The 16,314-nt window shown below is 56.9% G+C and carries 15 protein-coding genes; 13 read left to right on the top strand and 2 right to left on the bottom strand.

Annotated elements, in window-relative coordinates; all coding sequences use genetic code 11:
• The first annotated feature begins 129 nt into the window (after positions 1-129).
• From lepB to yihA, 11 genes are all read left to right on the top strand, one after another.
• Positions 130-714, top strand: a complete 585-nt coding sequence (lepB, locus tag PY311_RS05285; protein WP_286147629.1) for a signal peptidase I — start codon at positions 130-132, stop codon at positions 712-714.
• Positions 714-1,586, top strand: coding sequence for a ribosome biogenesis GTPase YlqF (ylqF, locus tag PY311_RS05280; RefSeq protein ID WP_286147627.1), 873 nt, complete (start codon positions 714-716; stop codon positions 1,584-1,586). The genes lepB and ylqF overlap by 1 nt, the downstream gene beginning before the upstream one ends.
• 42 nt (positions 1,587-1,628) lie before the next feature.
• Positions 1,629-2,255, top strand: coding sequence for a ribonuclease HII (gene rnhB / locus PY311_RS05275; protein WP_286147626.1), 627 nt, complete (start codon positions 1,629-1,631; stop codon positions 2,253-2,255).
• Entirely contained in the window at positions 2,248-2,604 is a 357-nt protein-coding gene (locus PY311_RS05270) for a YraN family protein (RefSeq protein WP_286147625.1), read from the top strand. The genes rnhB and PY311_RS05270 overlap by 8 nt, the downstream gene beginning before the upstream one ends.
• 25 nt (positions 2,605-2,629) lie before the next feature.
• Positions 2,630-4,117, top strand: a complete 1,488-nt coding sequence (gene thrC / locus PY311_RS05265) for a threonine synthase (protein ID WP_286147624.1) — start codon at positions 2,630-2,632, stop codon at positions 4,115-4,117.
• Positions 4,118-4,147: 30 nt separating this feature from the next.
• Positions 4,148-4,837, top strand: coding sequence for a metallophosphoesterase (locus PY311_RS05260; protein WP_286147623.1), 690 nt, complete (start codon positions 4,148-4,150; stop codon positions 4,835-4,837).
• Positions 4,838-4,947: 110 nt separating this feature from the next.
• Entirely contained in the window at positions 4,948-6,378 is a 1,431-nt protein-coding gene (tig, locus tag PY311_RS05255) for a trigger factor (protein ID WP_286147622.1), read from the top strand.
• 151 nt (positions 6,379-6,529) lie between these two features.
• Positions 6,530-7,114 carry an ATP-dependent Clp protease proteolytic subunit gene (locus PY311_RS05250; RefSeq protein ID WP_286147621.1) on the top strand — a complete coding sequence of 195 codons (585 nt, stop codon included), beginning with the start codon at positions 6,530-6,532 and terminating at the stop codon, positions 7,112-7,114.
• A 13-nt stretch (positions 7,115-7,127) separates the two neighbouring features.
• Positions 7,128-8,444, top strand: coding sequence for an ATP-dependent Clp protease ATP-binding subunit ClpX (gene clpX / locus PY311_RS05245; protein WP_286147620.1), 1,317 nt, complete (start codon positions 7,128-7,130; stop codon positions 8,442-8,444).
• 81 nt (positions 8,445-8,525) lie between these two features.
• Entirely contained in the window at positions 8,526-10,913 is a 2,388-nt protein-coding gene (lon, locus tag PY311_RS05240) for an endopeptidase La (RefSeq protein ID WP_286147619.1), read from the top strand.
• 9 nt (positions 10,914-10,922) lie between these two features.
• On the top strand, positions 10,923-11,519 hold the full coding sequence (yihA, locus tag PY311_RS05235; protein WP_286147618.1) for a ribosome biogenesis GTP-binding protein YihA/YsxC: 597 nt from the start codon (positions 10,923-10,925) through the stop codon (positions 11,517-11,519).
• 76 nt (positions 11,520-11,595) lie between these two features.
• Here the strand turns inward: yihA and hydA are convergent, their stop codons facing one another.
• Positions 11,596-12,972: a dihydropyrimidinase gene (gene hydA, locus PY311_RS05230; RefSeq protein WP_286147617.1), complete on the bottom strand. Its 1,377-nt coding sequence runs from the start codon at positions 12,970-12,972 to the stop codon at positions 11,596-11,598.
• 76 nt (positions 12,973-13,048) lie between these two features.
• Between hydA and PY311_RS05225 the strand changes: the two genes are divergently transcribed.
• The gene (locus PY311_RS05225; protein WP_286147616.1) at positions 13,049-13,801 is read left to right on the top strand and encodes a ClpP family protease; all 753 of its coding nucleotides are present in this window, start codon (positions 13,049-13,051) and stop codon (positions 13,799-13,801) included.
• Positions 13,802-13,994: 193 nt separating this feature from the next.
• Positions 13,995-15,206: an FprA family A-type flavoprotein gene (locus PY311_RS05220; protein WP_286147615.1), complete on the top strand. Its 1,212-nt coding sequence runs from the start codon at positions 13,995-13,997 to the stop codon at positions 15,204-15,206.
• A 91-nt stretch (positions 15,207-15,297) separates the two neighbouring features.
• Here PY311_RS05220 and asnA read toward each other — a convergent pair whose 3' ends face one another.
• The gene (gene asnA, locus PY311_RS05215) at positions 15,298-16,308 is read right to left on the bottom strand and encodes an aspartate--ammonia ligase (protein ID WP_286147614.1); all 1,011 of its coding nucleotides are present in this window, start codon (positions 16,306-16,308) and stop codon (positions 15,298-15,300) included.
• Positions 16,309-16,314: the final 6 nt, after the last annotated feature.

The raw sequence follows: 16,314 nt of genomic DNA, 5'->3' as shown, positions 1-16,314 counted from the left end.
GAGAGGCTTTCGCCTCTCTTTTTTTGTTATAAAAATCCGCCGCAGCCCTTGTGATACGGTATTTTCTTTGCTATAATAACAAACTGAATCTATATGCATTTTGCAGGAACAGGGAAAGGAAGATTTGCCATGCAGGAACAGGAAAAGACCGTAGTCAGGGGCCGGGATATCTATGATTGGATACAGGCGCTTGTAGGGTCTGTGCTGGCAGTGGTGCTGCTGTTTACGTTTGTGATTCGGCTGGTGGGCGTGGATGGGCACTCCATGCTGGACACGCTGCAGGACAATGACCGCCTGCTGGTGGTTAATTCCTTGCTCTATCATAATTATCAATACGGCGATATTGTGATTTTGCGGAAGGACGGCGCCTTTGACAATGAGCCCATCGTAAAGCGGGTCATTGCCGTGGGCGGGCAGACAGTGGATATTGATTTTGATGAAGGTATCGTATATGTGGACGGTGCGGCGCTGGAGGAGCCTTACATCCGGGAGCCGACCTATACTGCTGAGGGAACGGAATTCCCGCTGACAGTGCCGGAGGGCTCTGTTTTTGTTATGGGTGATAACCGCAACGGCTCCAGCGACAGCCGGGATTACCGGCTGGGAACGGTGGATACCCGGTATGTTATCGGCAAGGCGGCGGTCCTGATTTTCCCGGGGCCGGATTCTGAGACGGAAAAACGTGATTTTAAGCGAATCGGAGTGATCTGGTAATGAATATTCAATGGTATCCCGGCCACATGACCAAGACCCGGCGGATGATCGCCGAGCAGATCAAAAATGTGGACGCGGTGTGCGAAATCTTAGACGCCCGCATTCCAATTTCCAGCCGGAACCCGGACGTGGACGAGCTGACGGCGGGCAAGCCCCGCATGGTGGTGCTGAACCGGGTGGATCAGGCGGACCCGGAGGGGACGAAGCGCTGGGCGGAGCATTTTAAGGCCAAGGGCTACGCCGTGCTGGAATCGGACGCCAAAAGCGGTGTCGGTACGGCAAAATTTGCCGGAGCCGTGCGGGAGTTGCTGGCGGATAAGCTCCGGGCCTACGCTGAGCGCGGCATGACCGGCCGTGTGGTGCGGGTGATGATTTTGGGAATCCCCAATGTAGGGAAATCCACGTTTATCAACAAGGTGGCAGGCCGCAAGACCGCAAAGACGGAGGACCGTCCCGGCGTCACCCGCTCGAAACAGTGGGTCCCCATTGACCGCAATTTGGAGCTGCTGGACACGCCGGGCATCCTCTGGCCGAAATTTGATGACCAGAGCGTCGGCATGAATCTGGCCTACACCGGCGCGGTGAAGGACGATATTTTAGATGTGGAAACGCTGGGCTGCCACCTGATGTGCTATCTGGGGCAGCATTATCCCGATGCGCTGAAGGGCGGCTATAAGCTGACTGCTCTGCCGGAGCGGGAGACAGAGGAAAATGACATTGCCTACGGCTACCGTCTGCTGGAGGCAGCGGGAAAAAAGCGGGGCTTTCTTATTTCAGGCGGCGAGGTAGACACGGAGCGCATGGCGAAGATCCTGCTGGACGAGTTCCGCTCCGGCAAGCTGGGACGCTTTACATTGGAGCTGCCGGAATAAAAAAGAGGGAAGACTGCCGCAGGGCAGCTATGGAGTATGGACATGGAGCTTTGGGAGTATGAACGGGCCGCGTGGCGCGAGAGCGCGGAGACGGTCTGCGGGGTGGACGAGGCCGGAGCCGGGCCGCTGATGGGGCCGGTATACGCCGCCGCTGTGATTCTGCCCCGGGAGCTGGACATTCCGGGACTGAACGATTCCAAGAAGCTGACGGAGAAAAAGCGGGAGGCACTGTACGAGATTATCACCGCACAGGCAGCGGCTTGGAGTGTGGCCCGGGTCGAGGCGGCGGAGATCGACGAAATGGACATTCTCAACGCCCGGATGCTGGTCATGCAGCGGGCCATCGACGGACTGTCCCTTCGGCCGGAGCTGGCCCTGATCGATGGGAACCGGGACCACGGCAGCCGGTACGCCATTGAAACGCCGCACTGCCTCATCGTAGGCGGCGACGGGAAAAGCGCCTCTATCGCGGCGGCCTCCATTCTGGCAAAGGTCAGCCGGGACCGCTATGTAGCTGAGGTGTTGGACAAGCAATATCCCCAGTACCAGTTTGCCAAGCACAAGGGCTACGGTACGAAGCTCCACTATCAAATGCTGGACCGGTATGGGCCATGCCCGGAGCATCGGGAAACATTCCTAAAAAAATGGGAGGCGAGGCGCCGTGGGTGAGACCAGCCGGGCCGGAAACCGGGGCGAGGCCGCAGTGGCCCGCTATCTGCGGCAAAGAGACTATACGCTGCTGGCAAGCCAGTGGCGCTGCCGGTTCGGGGAGTTGGATCTGGTGGCCAGGGACCGGCAGGGAACGCTGTGCTTTGTGGAAGTAAAGCTCCGGGGAAGCGGTGCTATCGCGCTGCCCCGGGAATTTGTGGACAGCCGCAAGCAGCAGCGCCTCCGCAGCGCTGCGGAGATGTATCTTTCCCAGCAGGAGTTGGACGCACCTGCCCGCTTTGATGTGGCGGAGGTCTACGAGGAGAACGGACAGCTTCGCATCAACTATATTGAAAATGCCTTTATTTAGTTCCTTGAAGGAGGAGAGCAATTTTATGGAGTATTTCAGCACGCGGGACAAGAGTGTGTCCCTTTCTGCGGCGGAGGCTGTGAAGATGGGGTTGAGCCGCGATGGCGGACTGCTGACGCCCAAGACTATCCCGCAGATCGACCGGGCCTTTTTGGAAAGCCTGATGCCGATGGATTATGCCCATCGGGCGGCAAAGGTCATGGCGCTGTATCTGACCGACTATACGGAGGAGGAGCTGCTGACCTTCGGACAGCGCGCCTACGGCCCGGAGCAGTTTGACGATCCCGCTGCGGCGCCGGTCAGGCGCGTGACGGAGAATACCTATTGTCTGGAGCTGTGGCACGGCCCTACGTCCGCGTTCAAGGATATGGCCCTGCAAATGCTGCCGCAGCTTTTGTCCGCCGCTTTGCGGAAGACCGGTGAAAAGCGAACAGCCTGCATTCTGGCGGCTACCTCCGGCGATACCGGCAAGGCCGCTATGGCCGGATTTGCGGATGTGCCCCAGACCCGGATTCAGGTCTATTACCCCAAGGACGGTGTTTCCCCGGTGCAGGAGGCCCAGATGGTGACGCAGGGGGGCGAAAACGTGGATGTCCGCGCGGTCATCGGCAACTTTGACGATGCACAGTCTGGTGTCAAGCGCATTTTTTCGGATGAGGCCTTGCGGGCGGAGCTGGACAAACGGGGGTATTTTCTGTCCTCCGCGAACTCGATTAACTGGGGAAGAATTTTGCCGCAGGTAGTCTATTATATCTCAGCCTACTGCGATTTGGCGCGGGACGGAGCCATCACCATAGGAGACAAGGTGAATTTCTGCGTCCCCACCGGCAACTTCGGGGATATTCTGGCGGCGTATTACGCTAAGCGCATGGGCCTGCCGGTGGGGAAGCTGATCTGCGCGTCCAACAGCAACAATGTGCTGACGGATTTCCTGCGTACCGGCATTTATGACCGAAACCGGCCGTTCCATACCACGGTCAGTCCCTCTATGGACATTCTGATATCCAGCAATCTGGAGCGGCTGCTGTTTTACTTCACCGGCGAGAACGATGAAGAAGTACGGGGCTATATGGAGGCTCTCGGCAAAACGGGACGCTATGAGGTATCCGATGCTGTCAAGACAAAGCTGGCGGAGGAATTCTGGGGCGGCTTCTGCGGCGAGGAGGAAACGGAGGCCACTGTCGGCGCGTATGAGCGGGAGTATGGCTATCTCATTGATACGCACACGGCTGTGGCGGCACAGGTCATGGAGCAGTACCGCCGCGCCTCCAGCGATAAAACGCTGACGGTGTTTGTTTCCACGGCGTCACCTTATAAATTCTGCGGCCCGGTGCTGACTGCCATCGGGAAAACGCCTGTCGGCAGCGGATTGGAGCTGCTGGACCAGCTTCACGAGGCCACCGGCGTGCCGGTGCCCCAGCGTCTGGCGGCGCTGCGGGGAAAGCCGCGCCGTTTTGATAAGACGGTGGAAAAGCAGGCCATGGAAACGGCGGTGCTGGACTTTTTAAAATAAGACGAACTCAAAATTGAAAGGAGGTGCGCCGTGGCGCTTTATGCCATGGGTGATCTGCACCTGTCCCTGAACAGCAACAAGTCCATGGAGGTGTTCGGCTCCGCTTGGGAAAACTATACGGAGCGAATACACGCCTCACTGAGCCGGCTGAAGGCCGAGGATGTGCTGGTGCTGGCGGGGGATACCTCTTGGGGCATGACACTGGAGGAATCGACAGAGGATTTTCGCTTTTTAGAGCAGTTTCCCTGTCAGAAATATCTCATCAAGGGAAATCATGATTACTGGTGGGCCACCGCGGCAAAGTTCCGCACGTTCTGCGAAAAGAACGGGTTTCACACGCTGTCGCTGCTGCACAATAACTGTGCCTTTTACGGCGACCACGCCATCTGCGGCACCCGCGGCTGGTTTTTGGAGGAGGAACAGAAGCCTCATGACGCGAAGGTGCTGAACCGGGAGCTTTTGCGGCTGGAGACCTCTTTAAAGGCGGCGGGAGACAAGCCTATCTACTGCTTTTTGCATTATCCGCCCATGTATCAGGGGTATCAATGCCCGGAAATACTGGCGCTGCTGGAGCAATACAATGTGGAGCTCTGCTACTACGGGCATCTGCACGGCCCTGTGATTCGCCGCCGGATGGAGGGAAAATACGGGAAAACAGTGTTTTCGCTCATCTCGGGGGACTATCTGGGCTTTGAACCGAAAAAAATTTGCGATTTATAGAAAAAAGACTGGTAATTTCAAAATATTTCTGGTAAAATACAAAAACGTATGGGTGAACACGCCCATGGATATGGGTCATACACCCATGATGAACGGAGGAATAAACAAACATGACTGTTAAGAGCTGCGAAAAACTTGAAAAGAGCATGGTAGCGCTGACCATCGAGGTGGACGCTGCCGCGTTTGAGGCTGCTGTTGAAAAGGCATATCAGAAGATGCGCCGGAAGATCAGTATTCCGGGCTTCCGCCCCGGCAAGGCCCCCCGCAAGATGATCGAGCGGATGTATGGCGCCGAGGTGTTTTTCGAGGAGGCCATCAATATTGCGTTCCCCGAGGCCTATGAGGCTGCTGTTGAGCAGGAGAAGCTGCAGGTTATCGGCTATCCCGCTGTTGAAATGGTGGGCGAGGTCACGAAGGACGGCTTTACGTTCAAGGCGACCGCTCCCGTGTATCCCGAGGTGACGCTGGGCGAGTACAAGGGCCTGAAGGCTGAGAAGCCCGAGGTGAAGGTCACTGCCGCCGATGTGGAAGAGCGCTTGAAGCAGTTGGCTGACCGCAATACCCGTCTTGTCAGTGTGGAGCGCGAGGCCAAGAGTGGCGATACTGCTGTCATCGACTTTGAGGGCTTCAAGGACGGTGTTCCCTTTGAGGGCGGTAAAGGCACCAATCACAGTCTGGAGCTGGGTTCCGGCAGCTTTGTGCCCGGCTTTGAGGATCAGGTCATCGGCATGAAGGCCGGTGAGGAGAAGGACATCGATATCACCTTCCCCGAGAATTACCACGCCGACCTTGCCGGCAAGTCCGTTGTGTTCAAGGTGAAGGTCCACGAGGTCAAGGAGAAGGAAGTCCCCGCCATGGACGATGAGTTCGCCAAGGACGTTTCAGAGTTTGATACCCTCAAGGAGCTCAAGGCCGATCTGAAGAAGAAGATCACCGAGGAGCGCCAGAAGGACGCCGACCGCGTGTTCGAGGAGAACCTGATGACGCAGGTGGCTGAGAATATCACCGCTGATATCCCCGATGTTATGGTGGAAAGTCAGGCACATCAGTATCTTGAGAATTTCAAGGCCCAGATCAGCCGCCAGTTCCCCTATGAGGAATACAAGAAGATGACCGGCATGGATGACGCCAAGCTGCTGGAGGATGCCAAGGAGCCTGCGCTGCGTCAGGTGAAGATGGATCTGGCCACCGCTGCCATCATCAAGGCCGAGAACATCGAGGCATCCGATGAGGATGTTGAGGCCGAGTTCAAGAAGCTGGCCGAGCAGTTCGGCATGGATGTGGACATGGTGAAGAAGTATCTTTCCAAGGAGCAGGTCCACGATCAGATTCTGACCCAGAAGGCCGTGGCCGTGGTGGTGGACAGCGCGACTGCCGAAAAGCCCAAGAAGGCCGCTGCCAAGAAGGAAGATGCTGCCGAGGGTGAGGAGAAGAAGCCCGCCAAGAAGACTGGCAAAAAGGCTGAGGCCGCCGAGGACGAGGAAAAGAAGCCTGCCAAGAAGACTGCCGCGAAGAAGACCGCCAAGAAAGACGCCGAATAAGGGCGAAACTTTTTCTCACAGGAATCACGGTACATTTTACAGATTCGACACATTCTCTCATGGTACCCGTGGTATCATGAGAGAATGGTTTATCAGGCACCTTTACAACCCCACTTGTATATGTGCCGCGTTACAAAAGGAGGTCATCTTTATGAGCTTAGTACCCTATGTTGTAGAGCAGACGAACCGCGGTGAGCGGTCCTATGACATTTTTTCCCGTTTGCTGAATGACCGCATCATCTTCTTGGGTGAGGAGGTCAATGCGACCACGGCAAGTCTGGTGGTGGCGCAGTTATTGTATCTGGAGGCGCAGGACCCGGATAAGGATATCCAGCTTTATATCAACAGCCCCGGCGGCTCCGTTACGGATGGCATGGCGATTTACGATACCATGCAGTATGTCAAGTGCGATGTGTCCACCATCTGCGTAGGCATGGCCGCGTCCATGGGCGCGTTTCTGCTGTCCTCCGGCGCCAAGGGCAAGCGCATTGCGCTGCCGAACGCCGAGATCATGATTCATCAGCCCTCTGCCGGTACACAGGGCAAGGTGACGGACATGGAAATCGATGTGGAGCATTTCCTCCGCATTAAGAAAAACCTGAATGAGATTCTGGCGTCCAACACCGGAAAGACCGCCGAGGAGGTCAAGGCTGCTTCCGAGCGGGACCACTGGATGACCGCGGAGGAAGCCAGGAGCTTCGGTCTGGTGGATAAGATCATCACTGCTAAGAGATAAAAGAGGTAATACCATGAGCGATGAAGGCAAGAAGGCCCTGCGCTGTTCCTTTTGCGGTAAGCGGGAGCAGCAGGTCCACCGTATGATTCAGGGCCCCGGTGTCCGCATCTGCGATGAGTGCGTGCAGCTTTGCATGAGCATTCTGGATGAGGGCTTTGATGGCCCGGAGACCGAACCACTGGAGAATATTCCCGACCAGCTGCCGACACCGAGGGAAATTCGGACGGTGCTGGATGAATATGTCATCGGGCAGGAGGCCGCGAAGGTGGCGCTGTCCGTGGCGGTGTACAACCACTACAAGCGCATTTATTTCGGCGGCGGGGACGATGTGGAGCTGCAAAAGAGCAACATCCTGATGCTGGGCCCCACCGGCTCCGGCAAGACGCTGTTTGCACAAACGCTGGCCCGAATTTTGAAGGTTCCCTTCGCTATTGCCGACGCCACAACCTTGACAGAGGCTGGCTATGTAGGCGATGATGTGGAAAATATCCTGCTGCGACTGCTGCAGGCGGCGGATTTTGATGTGGAGCGCGCGGAGCACGGCATCATTTATGTCGATGAGATCGACAAAATTGCCCGTAAGAGTGAGAACACCTCTATCACCCGGGATGTTTCCGGTGAGGGCGTACAGCAGGCGCTTTTGAAAATCGTGGAGGGTACGGTAGCCAACGTGCCGCCGCAGGGCGGACGCAAGCACCCCCATCAGGAGTTCATTCAGATGAACACCAAAAACATTCTGTTCATCTGCGGCGGTGCCTTTGACGGTCTTGAAAAGATCATTGAGCAGCGGTTGGACCAGAAAACCATGGGCTTTGGCGCGGATATCCAGAGCAAGAAGGAGAAGAACGTCAGCCAGCTTTTGGCGCAGGTCCAGCCCCATGACATTCTCAAGTTCGGTATCATTCCCGAGTTGGTGGGCCGCTTGCCGGTGATCGCGCCGCTGAACGCGCTGCAGCGGGAAGATTTGGTCCGCATTCTGACGGAGCCGAAGAACGCGCTGGTCAAACAGTATAAAAAGCTGATGGAATACGATGACGTTGATCTGGAGTTTACGGATGACGCGCTGAACGCCATTGCAGACAAGGCCATTGAGCGGAACATCGGCGCCCGGGGACTGCGGGCCGTGATGGAGGGTCTGCTGACGAAAATCATGTACGAAATTCCCTCTGACAAAACGGTGGTCAAGGCAGTTGTGACAAAGGACTGTGTGGAGGGGAAGGCGGAGCCGGAACTGACGCACGATTCCAATAAGATCAATTATTCCGTGAAGCTGAATACCGGAAAGTCCGAGGCGCGGAACGAGGCGGATACGCCGATGTCGGCATCTTAACCTGTGTGATACGCACAGCCAACAGGGGGAGGGCGTTGACACGCGGCTTCCCCTGCTTTATTCTCCTGAAAGGAGCGAACTATGGAACCCAATACTTTGAATATTCCCGTACTGGCCCTTCGGGGCCTGACGGTATTTCCACATACAAATCTCACCTTTGACGTAGAGCGCCGCATTTCCATTAAGGCGCTGGAGGTCGCCATGGAGACCGGACAGGAGATCTTTCTGGTGACACAGCGGGAGATCGGCGTGGAAAAGCCAACGGAAAAGGACCTCTACACCATGGGAACGGTCTCCCGTGTGACGCAGATATTGCGGCTGGGAAAAAGCTCTCTGCGGGTCATGGTGGAGGGTGGACGCCGTGCCTGCCTGCGCCGCCTGTGGCAGACGGAGCCGTATCTTCAGGGCCATGTAGAGCTGGTGGAGGAGAACGCCGGTGTAAGCAATACCCCCAGAACGGAGGCGCTGCTCCGGCAGACCTGCGGACTGTTTCAGGATTACGCCCAGCTTGCCGGTAATGTGGCGGAGGAGGTTACGGCAACGGTGCTGGACAGCCAGGACCCGGGCTTTTTAGCGGACTTTATCGCCCAGAACACGGCGCTGCGCTATGATGATAAGCAGGCTATTTTGGAGGAGCTGTCTCCGCTGGTGCGGCTACGGAAGCTCAACGGCTTCTTGGCCCGGGAGCGGGATGTGCTGAGCTATGAGCGGCAGATGGAGGGCAAGGTCCGGGACGAGCTTGCTCAGCAGCAGAAGGAGCAAATTCTGCGGACGCAGATTCGGGTCCTTCAGGGTGAGCTTGGCGAGGACGAGGACAGCGAGATCGACGAGTACCGTCAAAAGCTGGAGAGCCTGAAACTGGAGGACGAGACGCGGCAGCATCTTGAAAAGGAGATCAACAAGCTGGCAAAGCAGCCATACGTCAGTGCGGAGGCGTCTGTGATTCGCAATTATCTGGATGTATGTCTTGAGCTGCCGTGGGGTACATATACTAAGGAGCGCGTCAATGTGGACGCCGTTCGCAGGGCGCTGGACCGTGACCACTTCGGCATGGAGAAGGTGAAGGAGCGGATTTTAGAGAGCATTGCCGTTCGCCAGATGAACCCGGAGGGGAAGGGGCAGATCATCTGCCTTGTGGGCCCTCCGGGCGTGGGCAAGACCTCGATTGCTCTGTCTGTTGCCAAGGCATTGAACCGCAAGCTGGACAGAATCTCTCTTGGCGGCGTGCGGGATGAAGCGGATATCCGCGGCCACCGCAAGACCTATATCGGCGCCATGCCGGGACGTATCGTAGAGGGCATCAGTCGCAGCGGCACCATGAACCCGCTGCTGGTGCTGGATGAGATTGACAAGCTCAGCGGAGATTACCGGGGTGACCCGGCCTCGGCGCTGTTGGAGGTGCTGGACAGCGAGCAGAACCACGCTTTCCGGGATCATTTTCTGGAGGTGCCGCTGGACCTCTCGCAAGTGATGTTCATTACCACGGCTAACTCACTGGATACGATTCCACGGCCTCTGCTGGATCGGATGGAAGTCATTCAGCTTTCCAGCTACACCGATGAGGAGAAAATTCAAATCGCGAAGAATCATCTGCTGCCAAAGCAGATGAAGGAGCACGGACTGAAAAAGGGCGTACTGCGAATCGATGATGAAGCAGTTCGGGCGGTGATTCGGGACTATACTCGGGAGTCCGGTGTCCGTCAGTTGGAGCGGCGTCTGGCTGCATTGTGCCGAAAAGCGGATATGCAGCTTTTAACAAAAGCTGTAAAGCGAGTGACTGTTACAGAAAAAGACCTGCCGAAGCTGCTGAATATGCAGCCCTATCCGCCGACGGTCCATGTGGACCGGGAGGAAATCGGCGTGGTGAACGGCCTTGCATGGACAGAGGCCGGCGGCGAAATTCTGGAAGTAGAGGTCAATGTAATGGAGGGCTCCGGCAAGCTGGAGCTGACAGGAAACCTGGGCGATGTGATGAAGGAATCCGCTCAAGCGGCCTATAGCTGCCTGCGAAGCCGGGCAAAGGCATTGGGTATCGACCCGGATTTCTATAAGAACAGAGATATCCATGTCCATTTCCCGGAGGGGGCAGTTCCCAAGGACGGCCCCTCTGCCGGTATTGCCATGGCGACTGCCATGCTTTCAGTATTGACAGACCGTAAAATTAAGGCCGGAATTGCTATGACAGGCGAAATTACTTTACGAGGCCGCGTGCTCCCCATCGGCGGCCTGAAGGAAAAAACTATGGCGGCGAAGCGGTACGGCATCCGAACCGTACTGATTCCCCAGGACAATGTCCGCGATTTAGAGGAAATCGACCAGACGGTGCGCGCCGCCCTGCGGTTTGTGCCGGTAGAAACCGTGGATCAGGTATTTGACGAGGTATTCTGCCGAGAAGCGGAGAAGAAGGCAGAGGCGATACCGGCCTTCCTTCCGGTGGAAAGCGGCACAGAAGCGGCCCTGCGGCAGTAAGGAGAGGCGATGGCACTGAATTTCAATAAAGCGGAGTTTGTGCGCTCTGCGGGCGAGCCGAAAGATTTCCTGCGGGACGGTCTGCCGCAGTTTGCCTTTGCGGGACGGTCCAACGTGGGAAAATCCTCCGTTATCAACCGTCTTGTGGGCCGGAAAAATTTGGCCTATGTGGGTTCTTCCCCGGGAAAAACGACGCATATCAACTATTTCCGACTGGACGGAAGGGCATATCTTGTTGATCTGCCGGGCTATGGTTATGCAAAGGTGGCCCGCTCGGAAAAGGAGCGCTGGGCGCGGCTGATGGAAACGTATTTCCAGCGGGAGGCGGACGCCATCACCACAGGCGTTCTGATTGTGGACATCCGCCACAGGCCTACGGAAAACGATTTGACCATGCACGATTGGTTCCGCCAGACCGGCTGCCCGGAGATCGTGGTGGCCAATAAGCTGGACAAGCTGAAAAAAAGTCAGGTAGAACCGGCGCTGGCTCTGATTCGGGAAACGCTGGAGCTGACGGAGCGGGATATTCTGCTGCCGTTTTCTGCCGAAAAGGGCGAGGGTCGAGACCAGTTGCTTCGCCTGCTCTCGGATGCTGCTGAAGCGTGATAAAAGAAAAGAGGAACGCGGCTATGGGGCCGTGTTCCTCTTTTTTACCGCATCAATGCTGTAAAAGCAAATGACATTACAGGCTGTATTTTCCACGGGAAAGATACATTCCGGTGGGAGCGTCTTCCAAGACAGTGCCGTGCTCCACAACCTTGCGGCCCCGGAGCCAGACAGAGCGGATGCCGCCTGCGGTGACAAAGCCCTCATAGGGCGTGTAGCCGGCCTTGGAAATGCAGTCCTCGCCGCGAATCACATGGCTGTCGCCGGGATCATAGACCACAATATCACCGTCGCTGCCGGGGGCCAGAATGCCCTTGCGGGGATAGAGACCGTACAGCTTTGCGGGATTTTCGCAGAGAACTCTGCACATCTGCGAAAGCGACAGCTTTTTGGCCGCAACGCCGTAGGAGTAAATCAGCTCGCCGCGGGTTTCCACGCCGGGAAGTCCGCCGGGGATTTTTGTAAAATCCTCCCGGCCCATTTCCTTTTGTTCAAGCGTAAAGGAGCAGTGGTCCGTGGAAACGGTTTGAATCTCACCACGGCGCAGTCCTCGCCACAGCGCCTCCTGATTTTCCTTGCTGCGGATGGGGGGCGCGCAGACATATCGGGCGGCTTGCGAATAATCGGGGTTATAGTAAACGCTGTCATCCAAAAGCAGATATTGCGGGCAGGTCTCCACATACACGGTCTGTCCGCGCCGCCGCGCCTGCTGCACTTCCTTCAAAGCCTCCTCGTTGGTGAGGTGTACGATGACCACCGGGCAATCCGCTGCCTGCGCGATTCGCAGAAGGCGGCTTACGGCCTCGGCCTCCAGATAGGGCGGGCGGCTTTCCGGATGACTGGCGGGGCCAAGCAGCCCCGCCGTTTTTTTCTCGGCAATGATTCCGTCAATGACACCGGCATTTTCACAGTGGACACCGCAGATGCCGCCGAGGTGCTTCAGCTCCTTCAGCGCCCAGTACAGGTCCCGGTCACCCAGCATCATGGCGGGGTAGGTCATGTACATCTTGAAGGAGGAAATGCCTTGGCGGAACATTTCAGGCAACTCTGTGCGAATGGCTTCGTTCCAGTCATCAATGGTCATGTGGAAGCCATAGTCGCAGTACGTCCGGCCATCGGCCTTACTGTGCCAGAGCTCCAGTCCGTGCTGAAGGCTTTCACCCTTATTGGGACAGGCAAAGTCAATGACGGTGGTGGTGCCGCCCCGCAGCGCCGCACGGCTGCCGAAAGCAAAATCATCCGCTGTAGTGGTGCCGCAGACGTCCAGATCAAAGTGGGTATGCGCGTCAATAAAGCCGGGGAACAGGAGACAGCCCTCCACATCCTCAACGCGATCGGCCTTTCCCCAAATGAGGCGGCCAACCTGCTTGACACGGCCGTTTTCCAGAAGAACATCGGCCCGTCTGGTACCCCGGGCGGAAACAACGGTGCCGCCCTTCAGCAGTGTTCGCATAGCATCCCTTCCTTTCGGATTTAAGTGGTATCAGTTTACCACCTTTTTGCGAAAATTACCAGAAGCATTCACGGATATGCGTAAAATATCCGAAACTGCGGACACTATTCCGGAAAGCGAGGGATGCAGTTTGAAGCAGGAGTATCAGACACAGCCGACCGCACGGGATGACCGGGAAAGCGCCGCAGCACAGAACGTGGTGGATTTCGGGTCTGCCATGACAAAAACGCCCCACGGCACAGTCTATACCATGGCGATTATCGGCCAGATCGAGGGCCATACGGCAGCGCCGGCGGGAACGAAAACCACGCAGTATGAGCATATTTTGCCGCTGCTTGCCAAGCTGGAGGAGAGCCGTGAGGTGGATGGCGTGCTGTTTTTGCTGAACACGGTGGGGGGAGATGTAGAGGCGGGGCTTGCCATTGCGGAGCTGATTGCCGGGCTGACCAAGCCGACAGCCGCCATCGTTTTAGGCGGGAGCCACTCTATCGGCGTTCCGCTGGCGGTGGCGGCACAGCGGAGCTTTGCGGTGTCCTCCGCCGCCATGACGATTCATCCGGTGCGGATGAGCGGGACGGTCATTGCCGCGCCGCAGACCTACAGCTATTTTCAGCGGCTTCAGGAGCGCATTGTGGCCTTTGTGGCGAGGCACAGCAGTATTTCGACGGAGAAATTCCAAGCGCTGATGCTGGCAAAGGACGATATGGCGGCGGATGTCGGCAGTGTGCTGTACGGCGAGGAGGCAGTGCGCCTCGGCCTGATCGACCAACTGGGCGGTCTGCCGGAGGGGCTGCGGTGGCTGTATCGGAAAATGGAGGAAATGCGTTGAACGAAGAAAGTGCCCCTTGTCATTTGACAGGGGCATTTTTTCTGCATGAATCGTGTAAGGGGAGCCATGCAGACGCGGCTTTAGCGTCATCGTAAAAAAATATTAGACATTTTATGGAAAATCGGGTAGAATACAGGCGAATAGAGGGGAAGTCCGCAAGGACTGATTTGATAAAACCATGGAGGTATTGAATATGCACTGCACAAAGGATATTACATCCGACCTGATTTGGCTGGGCGGCTCTGACCGCCGACTGGCACTTTTTGAAAATGTCTATCCGATTCCCCGGGGCGTTTCCTATAACGCCTATCTGCTCCGGGATGAAAAGACCGCCCTGCTGGACACGGTGGACAGTGCCATCGCGGACCGCTTTTTTGAAAATCTGGAATACGCGCTGCAGGGCCGGGAACTGAACTATGTCATCGTGAACCACATGGAGCCGGATCACGCGGCAACGCTGGGCGCGGCGCTGGGGTGCCATCCCGAGGCGGTTGTTATCGGCAACGCTAAGACGCTGGGGATGATTCGTCAGTTTTTCCCTATGGAGCTGGAGGGGCGCTTTCAGACGGTGAGGGAGGGGGATACCCTGTCCCTTGGAAAGCATGAGCTGACCTTTGTCATGGCGCCGCTGGTCCACTGGCCGGAGGTCATGATGACCTATGACACAACGGATAAAATCCTGTTCTCCGCAGATGCCTTTGGAACCTTCGGCGCCATAAACGGCAATATTTTTGCCGACGAGGTGGATTTTGAACGGGACTGGCTGGATGATGCCCGCCGGTACTACACCAACATTGTCGGCAAATACGGCACGCCGGTGCAGAATGTGCTGAAAAAGGCGGCAGGGCTGGACATTCACTATCTCTGCCCGCTTCACGGCCCTATCTGGCGGGAGAATATCGGCTGGTTCATTGAAAAATATCAGCGCTGGAGCAGCTATACGCCGGAGGAGCAGGCCGTGGCGATCTTCTGCGGCTCGATTTACGGCCATACGGAAAATGCCTGCGAAATTCTGGCCTCCCGTCTGGCGGAGAAAGGGGTGCGGCACGTGCGGCTGTTCGATGTGTCCCACACCGATGTCTCCGAGCTGGTCAGCGAAGCGTTCCGGTGCAGCCATCTGGTGTTTGCCAGCGCCACGTATAACGGCGGCATTTATACACCGGTGGAAACGCTGCTGTTGGAGCTGAAGGCCCACGCACTCCAAAACCGCACGGTGGCCCTGATTGAAAACGGAAGCTGGGGTCCGGCCGCCGCCCGGCTCATGGCAAAGCATCTGGAGGAAATGAAGGGTATGGAGCAGATCGCGCCGCCCATCACCGTCAAGTCCGCGGTCAAGGAGGAGCAGTACCAACAGCTCCTGTCTTTGGCTGATGCCATTGCAGCGGATATTGCCGCAAAGGCATGAGAAGCGCAGTATGAAAAAATTCCCCGGCTTTTGTTATCAGCAAAAACCGGGGAATTTTTATATCAGTTAAGGTATGGGGCGAAACAGCGGTTTACAGCAGCGTGATTCCGGCGACCTCGCACTTGGCAACGGTCTCATCGTCCCAAAGGCTGGCCTGCACCTCACCGATGTGGCAGGTGCCGATCATCAGCATACAAAGCCGGCTCTGACCGATGCCGCCGCCGATGGTCAGGGGCAGCTCGCCGTTCAAAAGCATTTTGTGGAACGGCAGCTCCGCCCGATCTTCACACCCGGCCAGCTTGAGCTGGCGGGCCATGGATTCCTCATCCACACGGATACCCATGGAGGAAATTTCAAAGGAACGCTCCAGCACGGGGTTCCACATAAGAATATCGCCGTTGAGAGCCCAATCGTCATAATCGGGGGCGCGTCCGTCATGCTTCTGGCCGGACTTCAGCTTGCAGCCGATCTGCATGAGGAACACGGAATGGTGCTCGGCGCAGATAGCGTGCTCTCGCTCCTTGGGCGTCTTGTCGGGCCAGCGGTCCTCAAGCTCCTGCGTGGTGACGAAATACACCTCACGGTCCAGCTTGACCCGCAGGCTGGGGAAGGCCACGTTCAGTGCCTCGCTGGTCTCACACACGGCGGAAACGATGGACCGGACGGTGGACTTCAGATAAGTCTCATTCCGCTCCTCCCGGGAGATAATCTTCTCCCAGTCCCACTGGTCCACATAGACGGAATGGATGTTGTCCAGATCCTCCTCGTCCCGGCGGATGGCGTTCATGTCGGTGTAGAGACCCTTGCCCACATGGAAGCCGTAGCGCTTCAGTGCAAGGCGCTTCCACTTGGCAAGAGAGTGGACCACCTCACCGTCCTTTCCCACACCGGGAATATCGAACTTGACGGGGCGTTCCACGCCGTTGAGGTTGTCATTTAGGCCGGAATCGGAGGCGACGAACAGCGGGGCGGAGACACGGCGCAGGTTTAGGGCGTTGGCAAGGTTGCTCTGGAAGGATTCTTTGATAAAGGCAATAGCGCGCTGAAGTTCATAGTTAGGCAGGGGAGCGGTATACCCCTGCGGAATAACAAGACTGCTCATAGTAAA

The organism is Neopoerus faecalis (genome assembly GCF_029218125.1).
Lineage (GTDB): Bacteria > Bacillota > Clostridia > Oscillospirales > Oscillospiraceae > Oscillibacter > Oscillibacter faecalis_A.
The sequence above is the reverse complement of the archived record's forward strand: the minus strand, read 5'-3'. Positions and strand labels throughout refer to the sequence as shown.

Coding starts and splice junctions, on each gene's coding strand:
- lepB (WP_286147629.1), top strand. CDS start 130: ATGCAGGAACAGGAAAAGACCGTAGTCAGGGGCCGGGATATCTATGAT.
- ylqF (WP_286147627.1), top strand. CDS start 714: ATGAATATTCAATGGTATCCCGGCCACATGACCAAGACCCGGCGGATG.
- rnhB (WP_286147626.1), top strand. CDS start 1,629: ATGGAGCTTTGGGAGTATGAACGGGCCGCGTGGCGCGAGAGCGCGGAG.
- thrC (WP_286147624.1), top strand. CDS start 2,630: ATGGAGTATTTCAGCACGCGGGACAAGAGTGTGTCCCTTTCTGCGGCG.
- tig (WP_286147622.1), top strand. CDS start 4,948: ATGACTGTTAAGAGCTGCGAAAAACTTGAAAAGAGCATGGTAGCGCTG.
- PY311_RS05250 (WP_286147621.1), top strand. CDS start 6,530: ATGAGCTTAGTACCCTATGTTGTAGAGCAGACGAACCGCGGTGAGCGG.
- clpX (WP_286147620.1), top strand. CDS start 7,128: ATGAGCGATGAAGGCAAGAAGGCCCTGCGCTGTTCCTTTTGCGGTAAG.
- lon (WP_286147619.1), top strand. CDS start 8,526: ATGGAACCCAATACTTTGAATATTCCCGTACTGGCCCTTCGGGGCCTG.
- yihA (WP_286147618.1), top strand. CDS start 10,923: ATGGCACTGAATTTCAATAAAGCGGAGTTTGTGCGCTCTGCGGGCGAG.
- hydA (WP_286147617.1), bottom strand. CDS start 12,972: ATGCGAACACTGCTGAAGGGCGGCACCGTTGTTTCCGCCCGGGGTACC.
- PY311_RS05225 (WP_286147616.1), top strand. CDS start 13,049: ATGCGTAAAATATCCGAAACTGCGGACACTATTCCGGAAAGCGAGGGA.
- PY311_RS05220 (WP_286147615.1), top strand. CDS start 13,995: ATGCACTGCACAAAGGATATTACATCCGACCTGATTTGGCTGGGCGGC.
- asnA (WP_286147614.1), bottom strand. CDS start 16,308: ATGAGCAGTCTTGTTATTCCGCAGGGGTATACCGCTCCCCTGCCTAAC.